The sequence below is a fragment of the Micromonospora yasonensis genome, assembly GCF_026013475.1.
GTDB lineage: Bacteria > Actinomycetota > Actinomycetes > Mycobacteriales > Micromonosporaceae > Micromonospora > Micromonospora yasonensis.
The window spans coordinates 1-23,767 of the sequence record NZ_JAPDPH010000040.1 but is presented as its reverse complement, the minus strand read 5'-3'; the positions used below and the strand labels follow the sequence as shown (position 1 = coordinate 23,767).

The 23,767-nt window shown below is 72.8% G+C and carries 23 protein-coding genes; 20 read left to right on the top strand and 3 right to left on the bottom strand.

Annotated features, from left to right (window positions below):
- Position 1 precedes the first annotated feature (1 nt).
- From ONA70_RS11485 to ONA70_RS11475, 3 genes are all read right to left on the bottom strand, one after another.
- Positions 2-1,621 carry an MDR family MFS transporter gene (locus tag ONA70_RS11485; RefSeq protein WP_265006369.1) on the bottom strand — a complete coding sequence of 540 codons (1,620 nt, stop codon included), beginning with the start codon at positions 1,619-1,621 and terminating at the stop codon, positions 2-4.
- A 117-nt stretch (positions 1,622-1,738) separates the two neighbouring features.
- Positions 1,739-2,176 carry a MarR family winged helix-turn-helix transcriptional regulator gene (locus tag ONA70_RS11480; protein ID WP_265006368.1) on the bottom strand — a complete coding sequence of 146 codons (438 nt, stop codon included), beginning with the start codon at positions 2,174-2,176 and terminating at the stop codon, positions 1,739-1,741.
- 14 nt (positions 2,177-2,190) lie between these two features.
- Positions 2,191-4,011, bottom strand: a complete 1,821-nt coding sequence (locus ONA70_RS11475; RefSeq protein ID WP_265006367.1) for an alkaline phosphatase D family protein — start codon at positions 4,009-4,011, stop codon at positions 2,191-2,193.
- A 147-nt stretch (positions 4,012-4,158) separates the two neighbouring features.
- On the opposite strand from ONA70_RS11475, the gene ftsY reads away from it, so the two are divergent.
- The 20 genes from ftsY to lepB (ONA70_RS11375) all read left to right on the top strand — a co-directional run bounded on the left by ftsY (position 4,159) and on the right by lepB (ONA70_RS11375) (position 23,627).
- Positions 4,159-5,349 carry a signal recognition particle-docking protein FtsY gene (gene ftsY / locus ONA70_RS11470; protein WP_265006366.1) on the top strand — a complete coding sequence of 397 codons (1,191 nt, stop codon included), beginning with the start codon at positions 4,159-4,161 and terminating at the stop codon, positions 5,347-5,349.
- A 7-nt stretch (positions 5,350-5,356) separates the two neighbouring features.
- On the top strand, positions 5,357-6,223 hold the full coding sequence (locus tag ONA70_RS11465; protein ID WP_265006365.1) for a phosphotransferase: 867 nt from the start codon (positions 5,357-5,359) through the stop codon (positions 6,221-6,223).
- Positions 6,224-6,452: 229 nt separating this feature from the next.
- Positions 6,453-7,811: an ammonium transporter gene (locus ONA70_RS11460; protein WP_265006364.1), complete on the top strand. Its 1,359-nt coding sequence runs from the start codon at positions 6,453-6,455 to the stop codon at positions 7,809-7,811.
- Between the two features lie 25 nt (positions 7,812-7,836).
- Complete coding sequence (locus ONA70_RS11455) at positions 7,837-8,175, top strand: P-II family nitrogen regulator (RefSeq protein ID WP_013284578.1); 339 nt, start codon at positions 7,837-7,839, stop codon at positions 8,173-8,175.
- Between the two features lie 13 nt (positions 8,176-8,188).
- Positions 8,189-10,516, top strand: a complete 2,328-nt coding sequence (locus ONA70_RS11450; protein ID WP_265006363.1) for a [protein-PII] uridylyltransferase — start codon at positions 8,189-8,191, stop codon at positions 10,514-10,516.
- Between the two features lie 74 nt (positions 10,517-10,590).
- Positions 10,591-11,493: an ABC transporter ATP-binding protein gene (locus ONA70_RS11445; RefSeq protein ID WP_265006362.1), complete on the top strand. Its 903-nt coding sequence runs from the start codon at positions 10,591-10,593 to the stop codon at positions 11,491-11,493.
- Entirely contained in the window at positions 11,483-12,304 is an 822-nt protein-coding gene (locus tag ONA70_RS11440; protein WP_265006361.1) for an ABC transporter permease, read from the top strand. Before ONA70_RS11445 ends, ONA70_RS11440 begins: the two co-directional genes overlap by 11 nt.
- Positions 12,305-12,323: 19 nt before the next feature.
- Positions 12,324-13,448, top strand: coding sequence for a sensor histidine kinase (locus tag ONA70_RS11435; protein ID WP_265006360.1), 1,125 nt, complete (start codon positions 12,324-12,326; stop codon positions 13,446-13,448).
- A complete protein-coding gene (locus ONA70_RS11430; RefSeq protein ID WP_265006359.1) occupies positions 13,448-14,104 on the top strand; it encodes a response regulator transcription factor in 657 nt (218 codons plus the stop codon). Before ONA70_RS11435 ends, ONA70_RS11430 begins: the two co-directional genes overlap by 1 nt.
- Positions 14,105-14,247: 143 nt before the next feature.
- Positions 14,248-15,801, top strand: a complete 1,554-nt coding sequence (gene ffh / locus ONA70_RS11425; RefSeq protein ID WP_265006358.1) for a signal recognition particle protein — start codon at positions 14,248-14,250, stop codon at positions 15,799-15,801.
- A gap of 52 nt (positions 15,802-15,853) precedes the next feature.
- Positions 15,854-16,933 (top strand): amidohydrolase family protein, encoded by a 1,080-nt coding sequence (locus tag ONA70_RS11420; RefSeq protein ID WP_265006357.1) that lies wholly within the window; start codon positions 15,854-15,856, stop codon positions 16,931-16,933.
- A gap of 76 nt (positions 16,934-17,009) precedes the next feature.
- Positions 17,010-18,416, top strand: a complete 1,407-nt coding sequence (gene proS / locus ONA70_RS11415; RefSeq protein WP_265006356.1) for a proline--tRNA ligase — start codon at positions 17,010-17,012, stop codon at positions 18,414-18,416.
- A 71-nt stretch (positions 18,417-18,487) separates the two neighbouring features.
- Complete coding sequence (locus ONA70_RS11410; protein ID WP_265006355.1) at positions 18,488-19,135, top strand: DUF402 domain-containing protein; 648 nt, start codon at positions 18,488-18,490, stop codon at positions 19,133-19,135.
- A 239-nt stretch (positions 19,136-19,374) separates the two neighbouring features.
- Entirely contained in the window at positions 19,375-19,827 is a 453-nt protein-coding gene (gene rpsP / locus ONA70_RS11405) for a 30S ribosomal protein S16 (RefSeq protein WP_265006354.1), read from the top strand.
- A complete protein-coding gene (locus ONA70_RS11400) occupies positions 19,802-20,062 on the top strand; it encodes an RNA-binding protein (protein ID WP_030500803.1) in 261 nt (86 codons plus the stop codon). The genes rpsP and ONA70_RS11400 overlap by 26 nt, the downstream gene beginning before the upstream one ends.
- Positions 20,062-20,604 carry a ribosome maturation factor RimM gene (gene rimM, locus ONA70_RS11395; RefSeq protein ID WP_265006353.1) on the top strand — a complete coding sequence of 181 codons (543 nt, stop codon included), beginning with the start codon at positions 20,062-20,064 and terminating at the stop codon, positions 20,602-20,604. Before ONA70_RS11400 ends, rimM begins: the two co-directional genes overlap by 1 nt.
- Before the next feature lie 14 nt (positions 20,605-20,618).
- The gene (gene trmD, locus ONA70_RS11390) at positions 20,619-21,392 is read left to right on the top strand and encodes a tRNA (guanosine(37)-N1)-methyltransferase TrmD (RefSeq protein ID WP_265006352.1); all 774 of its coding nucleotides are present in this window, start codon (positions 20,619-20,621) and stop codon (positions 21,390-21,392) included.
- Positions 21,393-21,563: 171 nt separating this feature from the next.
- Positions 21,564-21,923, top strand: coding sequence for a 50S ribosomal protein L19 (rplS, locus tag ONA70_RS11385; protein WP_132265126.1), 360 nt, complete (start codon positions 21,564-21,566; stop codon positions 21,921-21,923).
- Positions 21,924-22,116: 193 nt separating this feature from the next.
- Positions 22,117-22,998, top strand: a complete 882-nt coding sequence (gene lepB / locus ONA70_RS11380) for a signal peptidase I (protein ID WP_265006351.1) — start codon at positions 22,117-22,119, stop codon at positions 22,996-22,998.
- Entirely contained in the window at positions 22,995-23,627 is a 633-nt protein-coding gene (lepB, locus tag ONA70_RS11375) for a signal peptidase I (RefSeq protein ID WP_265006350.1), read from the top strand. The genes lepB (ONA70_RS11380) and lepB (ONA70_RS11375) overlap by 4 nt, the downstream gene beginning before the upstream one ends.
- Positions 23,628-23,767 lie beyond the last annotated feature (140 nt).

Sequence of the window (23,767 nt, the reverse complement as noted above, 5' to 3'; positions counted from 1 at the left end):
TTCAGTCCCGAACTCCGGTCCGTACCACCGAGGCGCCGCCGCCCGCGGCGACGGTCGACTCCCGGTCGACCTCGGCGGCGATCGCGTCGCCGGTGTGCCGGCGCAGCGGCACCTCCTTGATGAAGACCACCGCCAGCAGGGCGATCAGCCCGAACGGGGCGGCGGCCAGGAAGATGTCCCCGGCTCCGTGCCCGTACGCGGACTCGACGACCGCCCGGATCGGGGCGGGCAGGGTGTGCACGTCGGGCAGGGTGCCGTCGCTGCCGGAGCTGGACGCCTTGATGCCCAGCCCGGCCAGCCCCTCGGCGAGGTAGTCCTTGACCTTGTGGCCGAGTACCGCGCCGAGGGCGCTGACGCCGATCGCGCCGCCGAGGCTGCGGAAGAAGGCGACCACCGAGCTGGCCGCGCCGAGCTCGTGGGTGCCGACGCTGTTCTGCACGGCGAGGACCAGGTTCTGCATGGTCATGCCGAGGCCGAGGCCGATCAGCGCCATGAAGATCGCGATCCGCCAGTACGGGGTGTCCGCGCGCAGCGTGCCCATCGTGGCGAAGCCGACGGTGAGCAGGACCGAGCCGGCGACCAGGTACCGCTTCCACCGGCCGGTGTTGGTGATGATCCGGCCGATGACGGTCGAGGCCACCAGCAGGCCGCCGATCATCGGCAGCGTCATCAGGCCGGACATGGTCGGGCTCTCGCCCCGGCTGATCTGGAAGTACTGGCCGAGGAAGACCGAGGCGCCGAACATGCCGACGCCGACCGCGATGCTGGCCACCACGGCGAGGGTGATGGTGCGGCTGCGGAACAGGCGCGGCGGGATCATCGGCTCGCCGGCCCGCTGCTCCACCCGGATGGCGAGCGCGCCGATCACCAGCGCCCCGGCCACCATGACGGCGCTCTGCCAGGAGACCCAGTCGTACTTGTCGCCGGCCAGGGTGATCCAGATCAGCAGCAGCGAGACGGCCGCAGTGATCAGGGTGGCCCCCCACCAGTCGATCTTCACCTGGCGCTTGACCACCGGCAGGTGCAGCGTCTTCTGGAGCACGACCAGGGCGAGGGCGGCGAACGGCACGCCGACGTAGAAGCACCAGCGCCAGCCGAGCCAGTCGGTGTCGACGATGACGCCACCGATCAGCGGACCGCCGATGGTGCCGAGGGCCATCACCGCGCCGAGGTAGCCGCTGTAGCGACCGCGCTCGCGCGGGGCGATCATCGTCGCCATGATCACCTGGGCCAGGGCGGTCAGGCCGCCGGCGCCCACGCCCTGGATCACCCGGCAGGCGATGAGCTGGCCGGTGGACTGGGAGAGCCCGGCCAGCACGGAGCCCAGCACGAAGACCCCGAGGGCGAGCTGGACCAGGACCTTCTTGCTGGTCAGGTCGGCGAGCTTGCCCCAGATCGGGGTGGTCGCGGTGGTCGCCAGCAGCGTCGAGGTGACCACCCAGGTGTACGCGGACTGGCCGCCGTGCAGCTCGGTGATGATTCGCGGCAGCGCGTTCGAGACGACCGTGGAGGAGAGGATCGCGACGAACATGCCCAGCAGCAGGCCGGAGAGCGCCTCCAGGATCTGCCGGTGGGTCATGCCGACGGCGGTCGCCCGGGTGGGCGCTGTCGCCTGGGTCATCGTGGTGTGCCTCCGGAGACGTGTCGGGGGAAGGATTGCCTCGGGCAACCGTATGGCTTGGTTGCCTCAAGCAACAACCGCACGTGGTGCAGGTCTTATTCCTCGGCGAACCGGACGTCAGAAGGTCTCGTTGAACTTGTGCATCAGCCGGGCGAAGTCTTCTACGTCCTGTTTCGGCCAGCTTTCTAGCGTACGCCGGATCTGCCCGAGCCGGGCCGCCCGGGCGGTGTCGAACCGCCGGGTGCCCTCCTCGGTGAGGCTGAGCTGGGCGGCCCGCCGGTCGGTCGGGTCCGGATCCCGCCGCACCAGGCCCAGCGACTCCAGGCCGTTGATCTGCCGGCTCAGCGTGCCCTTGCCGATGCCGAGCTTGACGGCCAGGTCGGTCAGCCGGATCGACCCGGAGCGGCGCAGCCAGAGCAGCAGCCCGTACGCGTTCGGTTCGAGGTTGGGATGCACCTCCCGGGCGATCTCCCAGGACAGCGCGCGCCCCCGGCGCAGCAGCGCGGTCAGCTCGTGTTCCACGGCGCGCAGCGTCTCCGGCAGGTGATCGTCCACGGAGGAAAGCGTACTCAGGATTCCTCGCTGAGCCGCTGCCGCGCCACGGTGCGCAGGTGGCCGTCGCCCGTGGTGCCCTCGATCACCACCTCCGCCGCCCGGCCCCGGTGGGTCAGCGTGCCGACCGCGTTGCCGAAGTACGGCCCGGCCAGTTTCCGCCACCGCACGAACGGCCGGCGTACCCCGGCGGAGCGGGCCAGGGCCCGGGTGGCCGCGGCCGGCCCCGGGTTCCAGCCGAGCGTCATCAGCGGACGCATCGCGGCCGGCACCTGGTTGTGGATCGGCGAGCAGGTGAGCTGGTGTACCGGGGTACGGACGCTGCGGTCGGCGAACCGGGCCCGGGCCACGTACGAGTGGTGCACGTCCCCGGAGAGCACGCTGATCGACGCCGGCGCCGGGTACGCCGGTCCCGCGCCCACCCGTGCCCCCGCCTCGGCGGCGCGGCCGCTGCCCAGCCGTGCGAAGAGTTCGCCGAGCGCGTCGAACGAGCGCCGGAACGAGGCCCAGTGCTCCAGGTCCAGCGCGCGGCGCAGCCGCTCGGAGACCTTCGCCACCCAGGGCCGGCGGGAGTCGGCCAGCTTCTCGTTCCACGCCTCCACGTGGTGGATGCCGGGCGGCAGCAGCCAGGGCAGCGAGGCGCCCACCACGAGATGGTCGTAGACGCCGTGCGCCCGGTCCAGGAACCAGGACCACTCGCCCGGCGGCAGCATCGCCCGGTTGCCCGACTCCAGCACCCGGCTCGACCGGTTGTCCAGCATCACCAGGCGGGTCCGGCCCAGGTCGAGGGCGTAGCTCCACTGGTAACTGCGGGCCCGCGCGGGCGCGTGCGAGGAGTGAGCGGAGTGAGCCCCGCAGTCGCGCGCCGAAGACTGGCTCGGCTCGGTGTCGTGCGACGGCTCCAGGTCGCAGCGCGGCGTCAGACGCGCCGAGCTGGAGTCGTCGTAGAGGTCGGCCTCCTTGTCGACCCGCTCGCCGAACTCGTGCAGCACACCGGTGGCGTCCTCGGCGGCCATCACCTTGGCGTACACCGGGTCGGCGGCGATCTCCTCCGGGGCGAGGTTGCCCAGGTGCTGGTAGACCCAGTAGGAGGCGAGGCCGCTGCGGATCCGCTCCGCCCACCACGGCTGCGCGCGCATGTCCGCCCGCCAGGACGCCGAGGTGTTCCAGTCGTCGATGACCTCGTGGTCGTCGAAGATCATCACGCTCGGCACGGTGGAGAGCAGCCAGCGGATCTCCGGGTCCCGCCAGGACTCCAGGTAGAGCTTCGTGTACTCGTCGAAGCTGACCACCTGGGTCGCCGGGGCGCCCCTGGGCCGCAGCCGGCGCCGCCTGAGCAGCTTGCGCACCGTCGGCGAGGTCACGTCGGCATAGACCTGGTCGCCGAGGAGCACCAGCAGGTCGGGCCAGGCGGCCGGGTCCGGATCGGCCATCAGCCGCCGGGCGTACGCGTCGAGCGCGTCCGGGGGCAGCTTGCGGGCGGTCGCGTGCTGGGTGGTCTCCCGGCAGGAGCCGAAGATCAGTCGGACGGGCTGGTCCCGGGCGTCGGCCGCCCGGGTCCGGATCAGGCTGGCCGGGAAGCCGCTCTCCGGCACCGGCCAGGCGACCTCGTCGTCGATCAGCACCTCGTACGCGGTGCTGCTGTCCGGGGCCAGCCCCGTCACCACCACGATCGCGTAGTGGTGGTCGTACGCCGAGAAGGTCGGCGCGCTGCCCTGGGCGCCGTCGGCCGTGCGGATGGTGACCACGGCGGGGCCGCTGGTCTCCACCCAGACGGTCGCCCGCGTGCCGACGACCCGCCGCAGCAGCGGGCCGATGAGCAGGCGGGAACTGGGCACGGGGCACCTCCGAGGCGAATGGGGTTCACCTTGTCTACCCAGCCGGCGGGTTCGGCACGCCTGGCTGCGGCGAGCGTACCGGCAGCTCGCTCGCGTCCGGCGGCGGTGAGTGGGACGTCGTCGCCGGCATCTGACAGGATTTCGGGCATGAAGGAATACCTCCTCGTCGTACTCGCCCTGCTCGGCGTGCTGATCATCGGCGGCCTCAGCCTCGTGGTGCCCCGGCTGCGCCGGCGCCCCGAGCCGCCGCTGCCGAAGACGGAGGTCGAGACCCGGGCCGAGGAGGAGTTGGCCGGCCCGCCGGTCGCGGCCCCGGAGGCGGAACTCTCCACCGGCATCCTGGTCGAGCCGCCGGTGGTCGAGGCGCCGCCGCTGCCCACCATCGAGGTCCCCGAGCCCACCGCCGGCCGGCTGGTCCGGCTGCGCTCCCGGCTGTCCCGCTCGCAGAACGTCTTCGGCAAGGGCCTGCTCGGCCTGCTCAGCCGGGAACACCTGGACGAGGACGCCTGGGAGGAGATCGAGGACAGCCTGATCACCGCCGACGTCGGCATCGACGCCACCCGGGAGATCGTCGACCGGCTCCGCGAGCGGACCCGGGTGCTTGGCACCCGCACCGCCGGGGAGCTGCGCGAGCTGCTCGCCGCGGAGCTGGTCAACGCCCTCGACCCGGCCCTGGACCGGTCGCTGAAGACCGCGCCGAAGGTGGACGTGCCGGCCGTGCTGCTGGTCGTCGGGGTCAACGGCGCCGGCAAGACCACCACCTGCGGCAAGATCGCCCGGGTGCTGATCGCCGACGGGCGGACCGTGCTGCTCGGCGCGGCCGACACCTTCCGGGCCGCCGCCGCCGACCAGCTGGAGACCTGGGGCAGCCGGGTCGGCGCGGAGACCGTCCGCGGGCCGGAGGCCGCCGACCCGGCCAGCGTCGCCTTCGACGCGGTCAAGCGGGGCATCGACACCAGGGTCGACACCGTGCTGGTCGACACCGCCGGCCGGCTGCAGAACAAGGTCGGCCTGATGGACGAGCTGGGCAAGGTCAAGCGGGTGGTGGAGAAGCACGGCCCGATCGACGAGACCCTGCTGGTGCTGGACGCCACCACCGGCCAGAACGGCCTGGAGCAGGCCCGCGTCTTCACCGAGGTGGTCAACGTGACCGGCGTGGTGCTGACCAAGCTCGACGGCACCGCCAAGGGCGGCATCGTGATCGCCGTGCAGCGCAAGCTCGGCATTCCGGTCAAGCTGGTCGGCCTCGGCGAGGGCCCGGACGACCTGGCCCCGTTCGACCCGGCGCAGTTCGTCGACGCGCTGCTCGGCACCGAGCCGCTCGCCCGGGACGCGTAGCCTCGACGTGACGACTGACGATCGCGCCTACACGGGGTGGCGCGACCCCAGCCACCACCTGGCGCCGCGCCTCGGGAGGCCGTACGTGACCTCACAGGAGATCCCGCTGCACGGCGGGAACGTCAGCACTGTGGTCCGGGTCGGGGACACGGTCCGGCGCAACGCCGGCCCGTGGACTCCCTCGGTGCACGCGCTGCTGCGCCACCTGGAGTACGTCGGTTTCACCGGCGCCCCCCGCGCCCTCGGCATGGACGAGCGGAACCGGGAGGTGCTGTCGTACCTGGAGGGGGAGTGCGGGGAGTACCCGCTGGCCCCGCACTGGGTCACCGACGAGGCGCTGGTCACCGTGGCGACCATGCTGCGCATGTTCCACGACGCCCAGTACGGCTTCACCCCGCCGCCCGGCGCGGTGTGGCGCTCGTTCGGCCCGCCCCCGCCGGACACCGAGGTGATCTGCCACCACGACGCCGCCCCGCACAACGTGATCTGGCGGCCCGACGGCACCCTCGGCCTGATCGACTTCGACCTGGCCTCGCCCGGCGCCCGGATCTACGACGTGGCGTACGCGGCCTGGACCTGGGTGCCGATCTTCTCCGACCGGGACTCCATCACCCTCGGCTGGAAGCACCCGGACCGGCCGCGCCGGCTGCGGCTGTTCGCCGACGCGTACGGGCTGATCCCGCGCGACCGGCACCGGCTGATCCGGACCATCCGTAAGCGGATCGTCGACCACGTGGAGGGCATCCGGCGGATGGCCGCGGCCGGTGAGCCGGCGTTCGTCCGGATCGTGCACAAGGGCCACCTCCGGCGCCCGATGCGCGACCTCCGGCTGCTCGACTACGAACGGCACGCGCTGGAGTACGCGCTCCACTGACCGCGCCTGCGGAAAGAGTGGCCGGTTCCTCCTCGGAACGGCCACTCTTTTCCGTTTCCGCGACCATGATCGGCGTACTTCACATGCCGGAAACAACCCGTCACGCGTCGGAAATCGAGCGGTGTCGGTGAAGGAAACAGCCGCCGAGCAAGCTTCCGCGCAACCGGCTGACGGGCGATGCTGCCAGGTCTCAGTCGGAGGGAGGAATTCGACACCGAGAGGAGGCAGCGTGGAGATCGATACCGGGAACACCGCCTGGCTGCTTGTTTCGACTGCGCTCGTGCTGCTCATGACGCCCGGTCTCGCGCTGTTCTACGGCGGCCTGAACCGGTCCAAGGGCGTGCTGAACATGATGATGATGAGCTTCTCGTCCATCGGGCTCGTCAGCATCCTGTGGCTTTTCTACGGCTTCACCGTCGCCTTCGGCGAGGGCGGCAAGTTCTGGGGTGACCTGGGGCAGTACCTCGGCACCAAGACGTTCGTCGGCGAAAGCGACCTGTGGGGCGAGACCGGTATCCCGCTCTACGTCTTCATCGCCTTCCAGATGATGTTCGCCGTCATCACCGTGGCCCTGATCAGCGGCGCCCTGTCCGACCGGACGAAGTTCGCCGGCTGGCTGGTGTTCGCCTTCGGCTGGGCCACCCTGGTCTACTTCCCGGTCGCGCACATGGTCTGGGGCGGTGGCCTGATCGGCAAGAACATCGGCGCGCTGGACTTCGCCGGTGGTACCGCGGTGCACATCAACGCCGGTGCCGCGGCCCTCGCGCTGGTGCTGGTGCTCGGCAAGCGGGTCGGCTGGCCCCGGGAGAGCGCCAAGCCGCACAACGTCCCGCTGGTCGCGCTCGGCGCCGGCCTGCTCTGGTTCGGCTGGTTCGGCTTCAACGCCGGCTCCGAGCTGACCGCCGACGGGGTCACCGCGCTGGCCTTCGTCAACACCCAGGTCGCCACGGCCGCCGCGCTGCTCGGCTGGATCGTGGTGGAGTGGGTGCGCGACGGCAAGCCCACGCTGGTCGGCGCCTCCTCCGGCGCGGTCGCCGGCCTGGTCGCGATCACCCCGGCCTGCGCGTTCATCACCCCGGCCGCGTCGGTGCTGCTGGGTCTCGTCGCCGGCGCGGTCTGCGCACTGGCTGTGGGCCTGAAGTACCGTTTCGGCTACGACGACTCGCTGGACGTGGTCGGCGTGCACTTCGTCGGCGGGTGGATCGGCTGCCTCTGGATCGGCCTGTTCGGCACCGCCTCGGTGAGCTCGCTGGTGACCAGCGACGGCCTGCTGGTCGGCGGCAACGCCGCGCTGCTCGGCAAGCAGGCGCTGGGCGCGCTGATCGTGACCGTCTACTCCTTCGCGATCGCCTACGCCCTCGGCTTCGTGATCGACAAGACGATCGGGTTCCGGGTCTCCGCCGAGGCGGAGATCGAGGGCATCGACGTCGCCGAGCACGCGGAGAGCGCGTACGACCTGTCGCCCACCACGGGCAGCAGCGGCGGGGCGTTCGCGATGGCCGGGATCGGCGCCGCCAGGCCGGCCCCGGAGCCCACCGGAGCGGCATCGGAACCCGCCGAGCCGGTCAGCGAGAAGGTCGCCGGTTAACGTTCCAGAGATGGAGGGGTTGGACATGAAGCTGGTGACCGCGGTCATCAAGCCGTACCAGCTGGACGCGGTGAAGGAGGCCCTGCACGCCCTCGGCGTGGCCGGCCTGACCGTCAGCGAGGTCCAGGGCTACGGCCGGCAGAAGGGGCACACCGAGGTGTACCGGGGCGCCGAGTACACGGTCGAGTTCCTGCCCAAGATCCGGGTCGAGGTGCTCACCGACGAGATGGACGTCGACAAGATCGTCGACGCCATCGTGGGTGCCGCCCGGACCGGCAAGATCGGCGACGGCAAGGTCTGGGTGACCGGCGTCGAGGAGGTCGTCCGGGTCCGTACCGGCGAGCGCGGCCTGGACGCCCTGTAAGGCGTACGTGTCGATGACCTCGTTGACCACGACCGACGCGTCGGGACACCCCGGAGACGGCGACGCGGAACCCCTGGTCAACGAGGTCGTCGGCGTTCCCGCCGGAATCGGCGCCGAGGCCCGGGCCCGCCGGGCCGACGCGCTCGACGGCTGGCTCCGGTCGATCTTCCCGGCCCGGGACGGGATCGCCCTGATCGCCGTCGGCGGGCTCGGCCGGCGGCAGTGCGCGCCGTACGGGGACCTCGACCTGGTGCTGCTGCACGCCGGCGTGCCCGGCACCGACGAGCTGGCCGCCTCGCTCTGGTATCCCATCTGGGACGCCGGGCTGCGGCTGGACCACTCGGTCCGCACCGTCGCCGAGGCGCTCTCCGTCGCCCAGGACGACGTCAAGGTCGCCCTCGGCCTGCTCGACGCCCGCCACGTGGCCGGCGACGAGGCCCTGGCCGACCAGCTCATCCACACCGCCACCGACCACTGGCGGCGGACCGCCGTCCGGCAGCTGCCGAAGCTGCGGGAGATCACCGTCGCCCGCTGGGAGACCCACGGCGAACTGGCCTTCCTGCTCGAAGGCGACCTGAAGGAGGCCGCCGGCGGGCTGCGCGACGTCGGCGTGCTGCGGGCCATCGCCTCCGCCGGGGTCACCGACGCGCTGCGCCCGGCCGTGCACGCCGCCCACCGACGCCTGCTGGACACCCGGGACGCCCTGCACCAGCAGGTCGGCCGCCGGGTCGACCGGCTTGTCGCCCAGGAACGCGACGGCGTCGCCAGTCTTCTCCTCCTGGAGGATGGGGACGCGCTGCTGCGGCGGGTCGCCGGGGACGCCCGGACGGTCAGCCACGCCCTCGACGACGCCTGGCGGGCCGCCGACCGGCTCCGCTCCGGCCGCCGCCGGGGCGCCGACGGTCGGCCGGTGCGCCGGCCGGTCGCCCGGGACGTCGTCGAACACGACGGCGAGCTGGTGCTCGCCCGCACCGCCATCGGCGCCCGCCCCGACCCGAGCCTGTCGCTGCGGGTGGCCGCCGCGGCGGCCGCCACCCGGCTGCCCATCGCCCGGGCCACCTGCGAATGGCTGGCCGCGCACTGCCCGCCGTTGCCCGCGCCCTGGCCGCCGGCCGCCCGGGCCGCGCTGATCACCCTGCTCGGTGCCGGTCCCGGCCTGGTGCCCGCCTGGGAGACCTGCGACCGGTACGGCCTGATCGACGGCTGGCTGCCCGAGTGGACCCGGCTGCGCAGCCTGCCCCAGCACAACCCGGTGCACCGGTTCACCCTCGACCGGCACCTGGTGCAGACCGCGTACGAGGCCAGCCGGCACACCCGCGAGGTGGAGCGGCCGGATCTGCTGCTGCTCGGCGCGTTCCTGCACGACATCGGCAAGGGGCTCCCCGGCGAAGGTGCCGCCGGGCGGGCCGGCAGGCATGAGCCCGCCGGCACCTTCGCCGACCACAGCCGGGTGGGGGCGACGCTGGCCGAGGCGGTGGCCGCCCGGGTCGGGCTGCCCGCGGCCGAGGCGGCGCTGATCGGCACCCTGGTCCGGCTGCACCTGCTGCTGCCCGACGTGGCCACCCGACGCGACCTGTCCGACCCGAAGACCGTCGCCGGGGTGGCCGGGCAGGTCGGCGACACCACCACCCTGGAACTGCTGCACGCCCTGGTCCGGGCCGACGCCGCCGCCACCGGGCCGGCCGCCTGGTCGCAGTGGAAGGGACGGCTGATCGCCGAACTGGTGGCCCGGGTGCGTACCGCCCTGGACACCGGGGAGGTGCCCGCCCCGCCGGACCCCGACCCGGCGCTGGTCGCCGGGCCGCTGCCGGTCGTACACCTTCGGGAGGACCGGGTGTCCGTGGCCGCTGCCGACCGGCGCGGCCTGCTCGCGACGGTGGCCGGCTGCCTGGCCCTGCACCGGCTGGAAGTGATCTCCGCAGACGCCGCCACGGTCGACGGCCGGGCCCTGGTCGAGTGCCGGGTACAGCCCCGCTACGGGCTGGCGCCCGACCCGATCGCGCTCACCGCCGACCTGCGCCGCGCGGTCGCCGGCGACGTGTCGGTCACCCAGCGGCTGCGCGGCCGGGCGCTCGCCGCCCGCAGCCAGGGCGCCGCGCCCCGGGTGGTCTGGCACCGGGAGGCGGCCACCGACGCGGTGCTGCTGGAGCTGCGCGCGGCCGACGCGGCCGGGCTGCTGTACCGGGTCTCCTGCGCGCTCGACGAGGCCGGTGCGCAGGTCCGGGCGGCCCGGATCTCCACCCTCGGCGCCGACGTGGTGGACGCCTTCTACCTGGTCGGCAGCTGGCCCTCGGATGCGGACCGCAACCGCATCGAGGCCGCCGTGCTGGCCGCCGTGTAATACGTCGGGGGACGTAGCCGCAGAGCCGCCGCCGGGGCGACGTGCCGGGGACCGCGCGGCGGCACTCTCGGGGCATGAACCTGCCAGTGCAGACCGAAGGGCTCACCAAACGGTACGGCGGCCTGACCGCCGTGCAGGACCTCAACCTGACGGTCCGAGCCGGGGAGGTGTACGGCTTCCTCGGCCCCAACGGCGCCGGGAAGACCACCACCCTGCGCATGCTGCTCGGGCTCGTCCGACCCACCGCCGGCACGGTACGGCTGCTCGGCCGACCGCCCGGCGCCGGCCGGCTCACCGGCGTCGGCGCGTTGATCGAGGGGCCGGCCTTCTACCCGTACCTCTCCGGGCGGGACAACCTGCGGGTGCTGGCCCGCTACGCCGGAGTCGGCGCCGACCGGGTGGCGCTCGTGCTCGACCTGGTCGACCTCACCGACCGGGCCGGCGACCGGTACGCCGGCTACTCGTTGGGCATGAAGCAGCGGCTCGGCGTGGCCGGCGCCCTGCTGAAGGACCCGCGCCTGCTGATCCTGGACGAACCGACCAACGGCCTCGACCCGGCCGGCATGGCGGACATGCGCACGCTGATCCGCCGGCTCGGCGCGGCCGGGTGCACGGTGCTGGTCTCCAGCCACCTGCTCGGCGAGGTCGAGCAGATCTGCGACCGGGTCGGCGTGATCTCCGGCGGGCGGCTGATCGCCGAGGGGACGGTCGCCGAGCTGCGCGGCACGGCCGGGCTGCGGGTGCTCGCCGACCCGCTGGACGAGGCCGTCGCCCGGACCCGGGCGCTGGTTGGCGCGGAGCGGGTCCGCGTGGTTGACGGCGGGCTGGAGCTCGCGCTGGCGCCCGACCGGGCCGCCTGGCTCAACACCGAGCTGGTCGGCGCCGGGCTCGCCGTCCGCGAGCTGCGGCCCCGGGAACGGGACCTGGAACAGGTCTTCTTCGACCTTATCGAGAAGGGAACGGCCGATGTCGCGTAGCTTGCACGCCGAACTCGTCAAGCTGGTCCGGCGACCGGCCAGCTGGCTGCTGCTGGCCATCACGCTGGCCCTCGCGCTGATCTTCACCTACCTGTTCCCGTACGCCAGCATCGCCGGCGGCACCGACGGCCCGAACACCGACCGGACGCTGCCCATGCTCCTCCCCGACCACCTGGTCGGGAACTCGCTCGGCGGGCTGCCGGTCTTCCTCGGGGCGATCGTGCTGATCCTCGGCGTGCTCACCGTCGGTGGCGAGTACGGCTGGGCCACCTGGAAGACCGTGCTCACCCAGGGGCCGTCGCGCCTGGAGGTGTACGCCGGCAAGCTGCTCGCCCTGGCCGCCGCCGCGCTGGCCGTGGTGCTCGCCGTGTTCGCGGTCGGGGCGGTGGCCAGCGTGCTGATCGCGGTCGCCGAGTCCCAGCCGGTGCACTGGCCCGGGCTGGGTGACCTGCTGACCGGTATCGGGGCGGGGTGGCTCATCGCCACGATGTGGGCGATGCTCGGAGCCGTGCTCGCCGTCGCCCTGCGCGCGGTGGCCCTGCCCGTCGGGCTGGGCCTGGTGTGGATGCTCGCGGTGCAGAACCTGCTCGCCGCGATCGCCGCACCGCTGCTCGACTGGGTGGCGCAGGCGCAGAAGGGACTGCCCGGCCCGAACGCCGGGTCGCTGGCCGCCGCGCTCGGCGCGCCCGGGGACACCCCCGGGGTCGCGGCGACCGTCGGCGGCGGGCAGGCGGCGGTCATCGTGGCGGCGTACCTGGTCGCGTTCGCAGCGGTCGGCGGGGTGCTGCTGCGGCGGCGGGACATCGGCTGAGGCCGGCGGGGAGGGACGGGTGAACCGGAACCGAAGCGGCTGGGGCGACGGGCTCTTCGACGCGCTCGTCGCCCTGGCCCTGCTCGCGATCGGGCTGCTCGGCACCGGGCCGGCCGGCCTCAACCAGGGGATGCCCACCGGCCGGGCCACCTACCCCCTGGTCGCGGTGGCCGCGCTCGTCCTCGCCGTACGCCGGCGATGGCCACTGGTCACCCTGGCGGTGGTCACCGTGGTGACCACGGCGTACCTGGTGCTCGGCTACCCGTACGGGCCGATCCTGCTCTCGTTCCTCGTCGCGGTCTACACGGTGGCCGCGTACCGGCCGCTGCGGACCGCCGCCGTCGCCGGCGGCCTCGCCCTGGCCGTGCTGCTCGTCCACGTCTTCGTGGGCACCCGGTCGCCCGGCCTGCTCGGCCTGATGCCCGCCGCCGCGTGGGTGGTGGTGCCGTTCGCGGTGGGGACCACGGTGCGGCTGGTCCGGGAGAGCAGCGCCCGCGACCGGGTGGACGAGGCCCGCCGGCTGGCCGACGCCGAGCGGTTGCGGGTGGCCCAGGAGGTGCACGACGTGGTTGGGCACGGCCTCGCCGCCATCCACATGCAGGCGGAGATCGCGCTGCACCTGCTCGGCAAGCGGCCGGAGCAGGCCGAGGCGGCGTTGACCGCGATCAGCCGTACCAGCAAGGAGGCGCTGGACGAGCTGCGGGTCACCCTCACCGTCGTCCGGCGGGACGGGGCGGTCGACGAGCGGGCGCCGGCCCCGGGGCTGGGCCAGCTGCCGCAGCTGCGCGAGCGGCTCGCCGGGGCGGGGGTGCCGGTGACCGTCGAGGTCGACGGGGAACCCCGCACGTTGCCGGTCGCGGTGGACCTGGCCGCGTACCGGGTGGTGCAGGAGTCGCTGACCAACGTGTTGCGTCACGCCGGCCCGGCCACCGCCACCGTCCGGGTCCGCTACGCGCCCGCCGAGATCGCCGTTGAGGTCACCGACACCGGTCGCGGGGCCGCCGCCGCACCCGCCCGGACCGGCGGCTTCGGCCTCGCCGGCATGCGGGAGCGGGTCACCGCGCTGGGCGGGACGTTCGCCGCCGGCCCCGCCCCGGGCGGCGGTTTCCGGGTGTACGCCACACTGCCGGTGGAGGAGGTCTGATGATCAGGGTGCTGCTCGCGGACGACCAGGACCTGGTCCGGATCGGGCTGCGTGCCCTGGTGGAGAGCGAGGACGACCTCGCGGTGGTGGGCGAGGCGGCCGACGGGCTGCGCGCCGTCGAGCTGGCCCGCCGGGAGCGCCCCGACGTGGTGCTGATGGACGTCCGGATGCCCGGCGTGGACGGCATCGAGGCGACCCGGCGGATCGTCGCCGACCCGGAGCTCGGCGCCACTCGGGTGGTCGTGCTGACCACCTTCGAACTGGACGAGTACGTCTTCGACGCGCTGCGGCACGGCGCCAGCGGGTTCCTGACCAAGGACACCCGCCCCGCCGAACTGCTCCGGGCGATCCGGCTGGTCGCCGAGGGGGAGGCGCTGCTGTCGCCGTCGGTGACCCGGCGGGTGGTCCGGGAGTTCGCCACCCGGCCGGCCCGGGTGCCCCGGCCGCATCCCCGGCTCGGCACCCTCACCGATCGGGAGCGGGAGGTGGTCGGGCTGGTCGGCGAGGGGCTGAGCAACGCCGAGATCGCCGAGCGGCTGGTGGTGAGCCCGGCCACCGCGCGTACCCACGTGAGCCGGGCCATGGTCAAGCTCGGCGCCCGCGACCGCGCGCAACTCGTCGTCTTCGCGTACCAGTCGGGGCTGGTGGTCTCCTGAGGCGCGGCCCGGCACCCCTCGGCGCGGGGCGCGGGGCGCGGCCGGCCGGGAGCGCGGGTGTCGGCGGCGGGCTACCCTAGCCATGGCTGGACAACATGCCCGGCCGCCCTGTGCCCGCCGAAAACGACAAACGGGATGTTCGTGTGTTTGACACCTTGAGTGACCGCCTCTCCGGGATCTTCACCAAGCTCCGCGGCAAGGGCCGGCTCACCGACGCCGACATCGACGCCACCGCGCGCGAGATCCGCATGGCGCTGCTGGAGGCCGACGTCGCCCTGCCGGTGGTCAAGGGCTTCATCGCGAGCGTCAAGGAGCGGGCCCGGAGCGCCGAGGTCTCCCAGGCGCTGAACCCGGCCCAGCAGATCGTCAAGATCGTCAACGAGGAGCTGATCAACATCCTCGGTGGCGAGGGGCGGCGGCTCCAGTTCGCCAAGCACCCGCCCACCGTGATCATGCTGGCCGGTCTCCAGGGTTCCGGTAAGACCACCCTCGCCGGCAAGCTGGCCCGCTGGCTCAAGGCCCAGGGGCACCAGCCGCTGCTGGTCGCCGCCGACCTGCAGCGCCCCAACGCCGTCGGGCAGCTCCAGGTGCTCGGTGGCCGGGCCGGCGTCGAGGTGTACGCCCCGGCCCCCGGCAACGGCGTCGGCGACCCGGTGCAGGTGGCTCGCGACTCGATCGAGCACGCCCGGCGGGCCGCCCGCGACATCGTCATCGTCGACACCGCCGGCCGCCTCGGTATCGACGCCGAGATGATGCAGCAGGCCGCGGACATCCGCGACGCGGTCCAGCCCGACGAGGTCATCTTCGTCATCGACGCGATGGTCGGTCAGGACGCGGTCCGCACCGCCGAGGCGTTCCGCGACGGCGTGGGCATCACCGGCGTGGTCCTCTCCAAGCTCGACGGCGACGCCCGCGGTGGCGCCGCGCTGTCGGTCCGCGAGGTCACCGGGCAGCCGATCCTCTTCGCCTCCACCGGCGAGAAGCTGGAGGACTTCGACGTCTTCCACCCCGACCGGATGGCCAGCCGGATTCTCGGCATGGGCGACGTCCTCACGCTGATCGAGCAGGCCGAGGCGGCCTTCGACGCCGATCAGAAGGAGAAGATGACCGCCAAGCTGATGGGCGGCGAGACCTTCACCCTGGAGGACTTCCTCGATCAGCTCATCGCGGTCCGGCGGATGGGTCCGATCGCCAACGTACTGGCCATGATGCCCGGCATGGGGCAGATGAAGGACCAGCTCGCCGAGCTGGACGACAAGCACTTCGACCGGGTCACCGCGATCATCCGGTCGATGACCCCGACCGAGCGCACCAACCCGAAGATCATCAACGGGTCCCGGCGGGCCCGCATCGCCAACGGCTCCGGCGTCACCGTCATGGACGTCAACCAGCTGCTCAACCGCTTTGCCGACGCGCAGAAGATGATGAAGCAGATGGGCGGCATGATGGGCCTGCCGGGGGCGGGCCGGCGCAAGGCGACCAAGTCGCCGAAGAACAAGCGCAAGGGCACCAAGGGCGGCGGCCGGCCGCGTACCGGCGCCGGTGTGCCGGGCGGCTTCCCGGGCGGCATGCCGCAGCTCCCGCCGGGTCTGGACCCGGGCGACCTGGCCGGCGGCCAGGGTCTGCCGCCGGGCTTCAAGCTCCCGAAGATCGACTTCAACAAGCTCGGCAAGGGTGGGGACAAGGGTCCGCGCTGACCACGTCCGGCCGGTTCCGTGCCCGCGCCGGCGATCCGGTAGGACTGTGCACATGGCTCTGCATGTGCGCGGTGTGCTCCTGCCGGACGACGAGGTCCGGGACATCTGGCTGGTCGACGACCGGGTCACCTTCGAACCGGTGCCCGGGGCGGAGACGGTGGCCGACGGCGGCTTCGTGCTGCCCGGCCTGACCGACGCCCACTGTCACATCGGCATCGCCCGGGGCGGGGACCCGATCACCTCGCTCGACCAGGCCCGGGAGCTGGCCCGTACTGACCGGGACGCCGGGGTGCTCGCCATCCGGGACGCCGGCTCGCCGTACCCGTACCCGGAGCTCGACGACGACCCGGAGCTGCCGCGACTGGCCCGAGCCGGCCGGCACGTCGCCCCGCCCAAGCGCTACCTGCGGGACATCGGGGTGGAGGTCGGCGCGGCGGAGGTGGCCGCCACGGTGGCCGCGCAGGCCGCCGCCGGCAACGGCTGGGTCAAGCTGGTCGGCGACTGGATCGACCGGGGCGTGGGCGACCTGGCGCCGGCCTGGGACGCCGAGACCATGACGGCCGCCGTCGCCGCCGCGCACGCCGCCGGGGTACGCGCCGCCGTGCACACCTTCAGCGAGTCCGCGGTGGAGATCATGGTGCGGGCCGGGGTGGACTCGGTCGAGCACGGCACCGGGCTCAGTCTCGACCTGATCGACCTGATGGCCCGGCAGGGCACCGCCCTGGTGCCCACGATGATCAACATCCAGACCTTCGGCGGCATCGCCGACCAGGCCCGCGCCAAGTTCCCCGGGTACGCCGACCACATGCTGGCCCTCCGCGACCGCTTCCCCGAGGTGGTCCGGGCCGCGCACGAGGCCGGGGTGCCGATCTACGTCGGCACCGACGCGGGCGGGGGGATCGACCACGGGCTCGCCGCCGAGGAGATGCTGCTGCTGCACGAGCGGGCCGGCATGTCCGCCGAGGACGTGCTCGCCGCCGCCTCCTGGCGGGCCCGGGAGTGGCTGGGCTTCCCCGGCCTGGTCGAGGGCGGCCTCGCCGATCTCGTGGTCTACCCCGAGGACCCGCGCCGCGACCTGCGCGTGGTCCGTACCCCGTCCCGCATCGTCCTGCGCGGTCGCGTCCTGCGCTGACTCGCGCGGCTCGACACGACCCGGGGTAGCCGCCCGAGCGCAGCGGGGGCCCGGGCGGCGCATAGGATGTGCGGTCATGGCACGCGTGCTCACTCCCCGTGCGGAGGACTTTCCCCGCTGGTACCAGGACCTGATCGCCAAGGCCAAGCTGGCCGACAACGGCCCGGTGCGGGGCACCATGGTCATCCGACCGGCCGGCTACGCCATCTGGGAGCGGATGCAGGCCGAGATGGACGCCCGGATCAAGGCGGCCGGCGCGGAGAACGCGTACTTCCCGCTGTTCATCCCGGAGAGCTACCTCAAGCGTGAGGCCCAGCACGTCGAGGGCTTCTCGCCGGAGCTGGCGGTGGTCACCCACGGTGGCGGCAAGCAGCTCGCCGAGCCGGTGGTGGTGCGCCCCACCAGCGAGACGGTGATCGGCGAGTTCATGGCCAAGTGGGTCGACTCGTACCGGGATCTGCCGCTGCTGCTCAACCAGTGGGCGAACGTGGTCCGCTGGGAGCTGCGCCCCCGGATCTTCCTGCGGACCAGCGAGTTCCTCTGGCAGGAGGGGCACACCGCGCACGCCACTCGGGAGGACGCCCGCGCCTACGCCCGGCGGATCCTGCACGAGGCGTACGAGGACCTGATGGTCAACGTGCTCGGCATCCCGGTGGTGGTCGGCCTGAAGACCGCCCGGGAGCGCTTCGCCGGGGCCACCGCCACGTACACCTGCGAAGGCATGATGGGTGACGGCAAGGCGCTGCAGATGGGCACCAGCCACGAGCTGGGCCAGAACTTCGCCAAGGCGTTCGACATCAGCTTCTCCTCGGCGGAGGGCGGCCGGGAGCACGCCTGGACCACCTCCTGGGGCACCTCGACCCGGATGCTCGGCGGGCTGATCATGTGTCACGGCGACGACAACGGGCTGCGGGTGCCGCCGAAGCTGGCGCCGGTCCAGGCGTACGTGATGATCGTCAAGGACGGCGAGGGGGTCGGCGAGGCGGCGGCCAAGCTGCGCGACGCGCTGCGCGACGCCGGCGTCCGGGTGGCGTTGGACGACCGGACCGACACCGCGTTCGGCCGCCGCGCCGTCGACGCCGAGCTGCGCGGCTACCCGGTCCGCGTCGAGGTCGGCCCCCGTGACCTGGCTGCCGGCAACGCGGTCGTGGTCCGGCGTACGGACGGCTCGAAGGCCGTCACCCCGGTGGCCGACGTGGTGGGCGCGGTGCTCGCCGCGCTAGAGGCGGACCAGCAGGCGCTGCACGACCAGGCCCTCGCGTTCCGGCAGTCCCGCACGGTCGAGGTCGGCACGCTGGCCGAGGCCATCGAGGCGGCCGCCACCGGCTGGGCCAAGGTGCCGTGGTCGGCGGTCGGCGTGCCCGGCGAGGCCGAGGCGAACGCCCAGGGCGTCACCGTCCGGTGCCTGCTCCGGGCCGACGGCTCGGTGCCGGACGCCGAGGACGAGCCGGACCTGGTCGCCATCCTCGCCCGCGCCTACTGAAGTGCAAGGAAGGGCCCCTTCTTAACGCCTGCGGTAGAGGAGGGGCCCCCTGTTAACAGCCTGGGGGTGACGTGCGGTTCGAGCCAGGCCGGCTGATCATGCACCGCAACGTGCGGCACGGCCGGATCGGTTGGGTCCGGTCGGCCCGCGTGGTACGCGACGACGACCGGGGGCTGCTGCTCTGGGTCGCCCGGGGCGCGCCGGTGGCGAACGAGGTGACCGAGGCGGGGCTGGGCATGCGGGCCATGCCGTTCACCGAGTGGATCACCTCGTCGTACCGGCTGGCCCAGGGCCGCTGGCACGGGCCGCCGGTGCTGAAGTTCCTGCCCACCGGCGCCGCCCACTCGGTCTGGTGGTTCCGGGACGACCGGGGCCGGTTCAAGAACTGGTACGTCAACCTGGAGGAGCCCGGCGTCCGCTGGGACGACGGCGCGGCCGCCGGGGTCGACGTGGTGGACCAGGACCTAGACGTGCTGGTGCACCCGGACCTGAGCTGGGAGTGGAAGGACGAGGAGGAGTTCGCCGAGCGCCTCGCCTTTCCGGACCACTACTGGGTGCCCGACGAGAAGGCGGTCCGCGCCGAGGGGGAGCGGGTGATCCGGATCGCCGAGGCCGGCCGGTTCCCCTTCGACGGCACCTGGTGCGACTTCACCCCGCCGGCCGACTGGGGCGTACCGGACGAACTGCCGCCCGGCTGGGATCGACCGCCAGCCCGCTGACGCGTGTGGTACGTCACGTCGGGCCCGACCCGGGTGAGCTGTCCGGGTCCGGTGCGAGAGATCCGGGCCGGATCTGGCAGAATGGGTCGCTGGTATCCGGCGCGCGTCCGGCGCCCTCTAACCCGGGCACGTCGCCAGTCCACCGAGCAGTCTCCGGCCCAACCCCACTGTGCCGGTCGGCGCTCACCCGCACACCGCCCGTACCGGGCCGGTGAGATCGCAACAGGAGCGAAACAACTGTGGCCGTAAAGATCCGGCTCCTGCGGATGGGCAAGATCCGCAACCCGCAGTACCGCATCGTCGTCGCCGACTCGCGCACCAAGCGTGACGGTCGCGCGATCGAGTTCGTCGGTGTGTACCAGCCGAAGGAGGACCCTTCGGTGATCGAGGTCAAGTCGGAGCGGGTGCAGTACTGGCTGTCCGTCGGCGCCCAGCCGAGCGAGGCCGTGCAGCGTCTGCTGGAGCTGACCGGTGACTGGCAGAAGTTCAAGGGCCTGCCGGCCCCGGCCCCGCTGAAGGTCGCCCCGGAGCGGGCCGACCGCAAGGCGGCGTACGAGGCCGAGGCGAAGGCCGCCGCTGGCCTGGCGGAGACCCCGGCTCCGGCCAAGAAGGCCGCCAAGGCCCAGGCCCCGGCCGCCGAGGCGCCGAAGGCCGAGGAGCAGACCGGTGCCGAGTCCGGCGAGCAGGCCTGACATGGCGCTGCGTCCCGCCCTGGAGCACCTGGTCAAGGGGATCGTCGACCACCCGGACGACGTCCGGGTGCGGATGGTCGACTCCCGCCGGGGCAAGCGGCTCGAGGTCCGCGTGCACCCGGAGGATCTCGGCACGGTGATCGGGCGGTCCGGCCGGACCGCCAAGGCGCTGCGCCAGGTGATCGGCTCCATCGGTGGGCGCGGGGTGCGCGTCGACATCGTCGACTCGTACTGATGCTTCTCATCGTCGGCCGGATCGGTAAGCCGCACGGTATCCGCGGTGAGGTCACCGTGGAGGTGCGGACCGATGAGCCCGAAGCACGTTTCGCACCCGGTTCGGTGCTGCGCACCGAACCGGGTGCGGTCGCGCCCGCGGAGCCCGGCGCCTACCGCGTGCCGGAGGAGCTGACCGTCGAGTCGGCGCGCTTCCACCAGGGGCGACTGCTGGTCGCCTTCGAGGGCGTGCTGGACCGCGACGTCGCCGAGGCGCTGCGCGGCACCCTGATCGGCGTGGACAGCGCCGACGTCGCGGCCCCGGAGGACCCGGAGGAGTTCCACGACCACCAGTTGGTCGGGCTCGCCGTGGTCACCCCGGCCGGCGAGCGGCTCGGCGAGGTGGCCCGGATCGACCACGCGCCCGCGTCCGACCTGCTGGTGCTGCGGCGCCCCGAGGGGCGTACCGCGCTGATCCCGTTCGTCAAGGCGATCGTGCCCGAGGTGGATCTCGCCGGCGGCCGGGTCGTCGTCGACCCGCCCGGCGGCCTGCTCGACCTGTAGCTGGAGCCACCGGTATGCGCGTCGACATCGTGTCGATCTTCCCCGAGTACTTCGCCCCGCTGGACCTGTCGCTGATCGGCAGGGCCCGCGCCAACGGCACGCTGCGGCTGGCCGTACACGATCTGCGGGCCTGGACCCACGACGTGCACCGCACGGTCGACGACACGCCCTACGGCGGCGGACCCGGCATGGTGATGCGGCCGGAGCCGTGGGGCGAGGCCCTGGACGCCCTGGCGCCGGCGGAGGCGCCCCCGCCCCGACTGCTGGTGCCCTCCCCGGTCGGCGCCCGGTTCACCCAGGCCATGGCGCACGAACTGGCCGCCGAGTCGCACCTGCTCTTCGCCTGCGGCCGGTACGAGGGCATCGACCAGCGCGTGTTCGACGACGCGGCGACCCGAATGCGGGTGACCGAGGTCTCCCTCGGCGACTACGTGCTCTTCGGCGGCGAGGTGGCGGTGCTGGTGATCCTCGAGGCGGTCACCCGGCTGCTGCCCGGGGTGCTCGGCAACGCCGGCTCGCTGGACGAGGAGTCGCACGCCCACGGGCTGCTGGAAGCGCCCATGTACACCAAGCCGGCGAACTGGCGCGGGCACGAGGTGCCGGAGGTGCTCCGCTCCGGCGACCACGGGAAGATCGCCCGCTGGCGGCGCGACGAGTCGCTGCTGCGTACGGCGGCCCGCCGCCCCGACATGATCGCCGCGCTGCCGCCGGAGAACCTGGACAAGAAGGACCGGGCAGCGCTGGAGCGGGGTGGATTTCAATTGCCGGTGGGGGATGTGGCAAAGTAGAGGGGTTGCCGCATCCGTCCACGCCGTGGGCGGCTGCGAGGGCCCTCGACCGGGGTCGGCAGCGCGGATCCCTGACCGGGGGTCGGCGTCGGCCGGCCACCACCCGGGGGTCAGAATCACCCATTCGCGCATCGACTGACGATGCGCCGTGAGCCTCACGAGGACGCAGCGATGAACATCCTGGACGCCCTTGACGCCCAGTCGAAGCGCGTTGACCTCCCCGACTTCCGTGCCGGCGACACCGTCAAGGTGCACGCGCGGGTGGTCGAGGGCAACCGGTCCCGGGTCCAGATCTTCCAGGGCGTCGTCATCCGCCGCCAGGGTGACGGCCTGCGCGAGACCTTCTCGGTTCGCAAGGTCAGCTTCGGCGTGGGCGTGGAGCGGACCTACCCGCTCAACAGCCCGGCGATCGACCGGATCGAGGTCGTGACCCGCGGTGACGTGCGCCGCGCCAAGCTCTACTACCTGCGCGAGCTGCGCGGCAAGAAGGCCAAGATCAAGGAGCTGCGCGAGAAGCAGCCGGCGAGCTGAATTCAGCTTCGCCACGCCGCCCGAACTGCGCGGATGTCGTATCGACCAGATCCCATTACCCTGGTCGTACGGGCGCAGCAGGACGGCGCGCCGCAGTCGCTCGATGCGGTGGCACAGCGGTCCACTGCCGCCCGTGGGGCCTCACCTCGAGGCTCCCGGGCGGTAGTGTCGTTTCCGCGGACCGGAGAGTGGCATGGTGCAGATGCTTGACGAGGACGGCACCGTCGATCCGTGGCGCCGGCGGGCCCGGCGTACCCGCCGGCAGATGCCCCTCTGGCAGGAGTTGCCGCTGCTCCTGATCGTCGCCTTCTGCCTGGCGGTGCTCATCCGCACCTTCCTGCTCCAGGCCTTCTTCATCCCGTCCGGGTCGATGGAGAACACCCTCCTCATCGGCGACCGGGTGCTGGTCAACAAGGTCGTCTACGACGTCCGTGACCCGGTGCGCGGCGAGGTGGTGGTCTTCCGGGGCACCGACAAGTGGGTGGCCCAGGAGGCCCCGGCGCCACCGACCAACATCGCCGGCAAGATCGGGCGCACCCTGGGCGACCTGGTCGGGGTCAGCCGGCCCGGCGAGAAGGACTTCATCAAGCGGGTCATCGGCGTCCCCGGCGATCACGTGTGGTGCTGCGACAACGGCCGGGTCGTGGTCAACGGCGTGCCGCTGGACGAGTCGGCGTACGTGTCGGAGGACTCACCCGACACGCTGCCGCCGAACCCGAAGGAGTGCCGCTCCCGGCAGTTCACCGAGGTGGTCGTACCCGCGGGGCAGATCTTCGTGATGGGCGACCACCGGCTGGTCTCGCAGGACGCCCGCTGCCAGGGGCCGGTGCCGATCGACAACGTGATCGGCCGGGCCTTCATGATCGTGTGGCCGCAGCAGCGGTGGACCACCCTGCCCGTGCCGGCGACCTTCACGAACCTGCCGCGGTCCGACGCGGCGCCGGCCAGCCCGGTGCCGGTCGATCCGGACCCGGCGGGCGGTGTCGTGCTGATCCTCCCGGTCACGGCCGCGGCTTCCGTTCTCGCGCGTTCGGGGCGACTGCGTCGCGCCCGGGGACGTAGGCTCCTCCCGTGATCGACGAGCAGACCGAAAAGCCGCGCAGCTCCTTCTGGAAGGAGCTGCCCATTCTCCTGGGCGTGGCGATCCTGGTCGCAGTGCTGGTACGTGCCTTCGTGCTGCAGACCTTCTTCATCCCGTCCCCGTCCATGGAGAACACCCTCAAGATCGACGATCGGGTGCTGGTCAACAAACTGGTCTACGACTTCCGCTCGCCGCACCGCGGCGAGGTGATCGTCTTCAAGGCGCCCACCACGTGGAGCGGGAACCCGGAGGGTGAGGACTTCATCAAGCGGGTGATCGGCGTCGAGGGCGACCACGTCGTCTGCTGCGACCGCAGCGGCCCGCAGGAGCGGCTGATCATCAACGGCAAGCCGATCGACGAGCCGTTCATCTTCCCCGGCAACAAGCCGGCGGACCAGGACTTCGACATCACCGTGCCGAAGGGTCGGCTCTGGGTGATGGGTGACCACCGGGAGGCCTCCGGCGACTCGCTGGAGCACTGGCAGCAGTCCGGCGAGGACATCAACGAGGCCACCATCCCCGAGGACCAGGTGGTCGGCCGGGCCTTCACGATCTTCTGGCCGGTCAACCGGGCGACCTGGCTCACCGTCCCCAAGCAGTTCGACGGCATCCCGAATCCCTGACCGGGGAGGGCGTGGGCGTTGTCGGACGCGTCTGGCAGGCTAGGGCGGTGACCGTCTACACCCCTCGTCGCGCGGCCCGGGTGCTGCTCGTTGACGCGTCCGACCGGGTGCTGCTGTTCGCCGGCACCGATCCGGCCCGC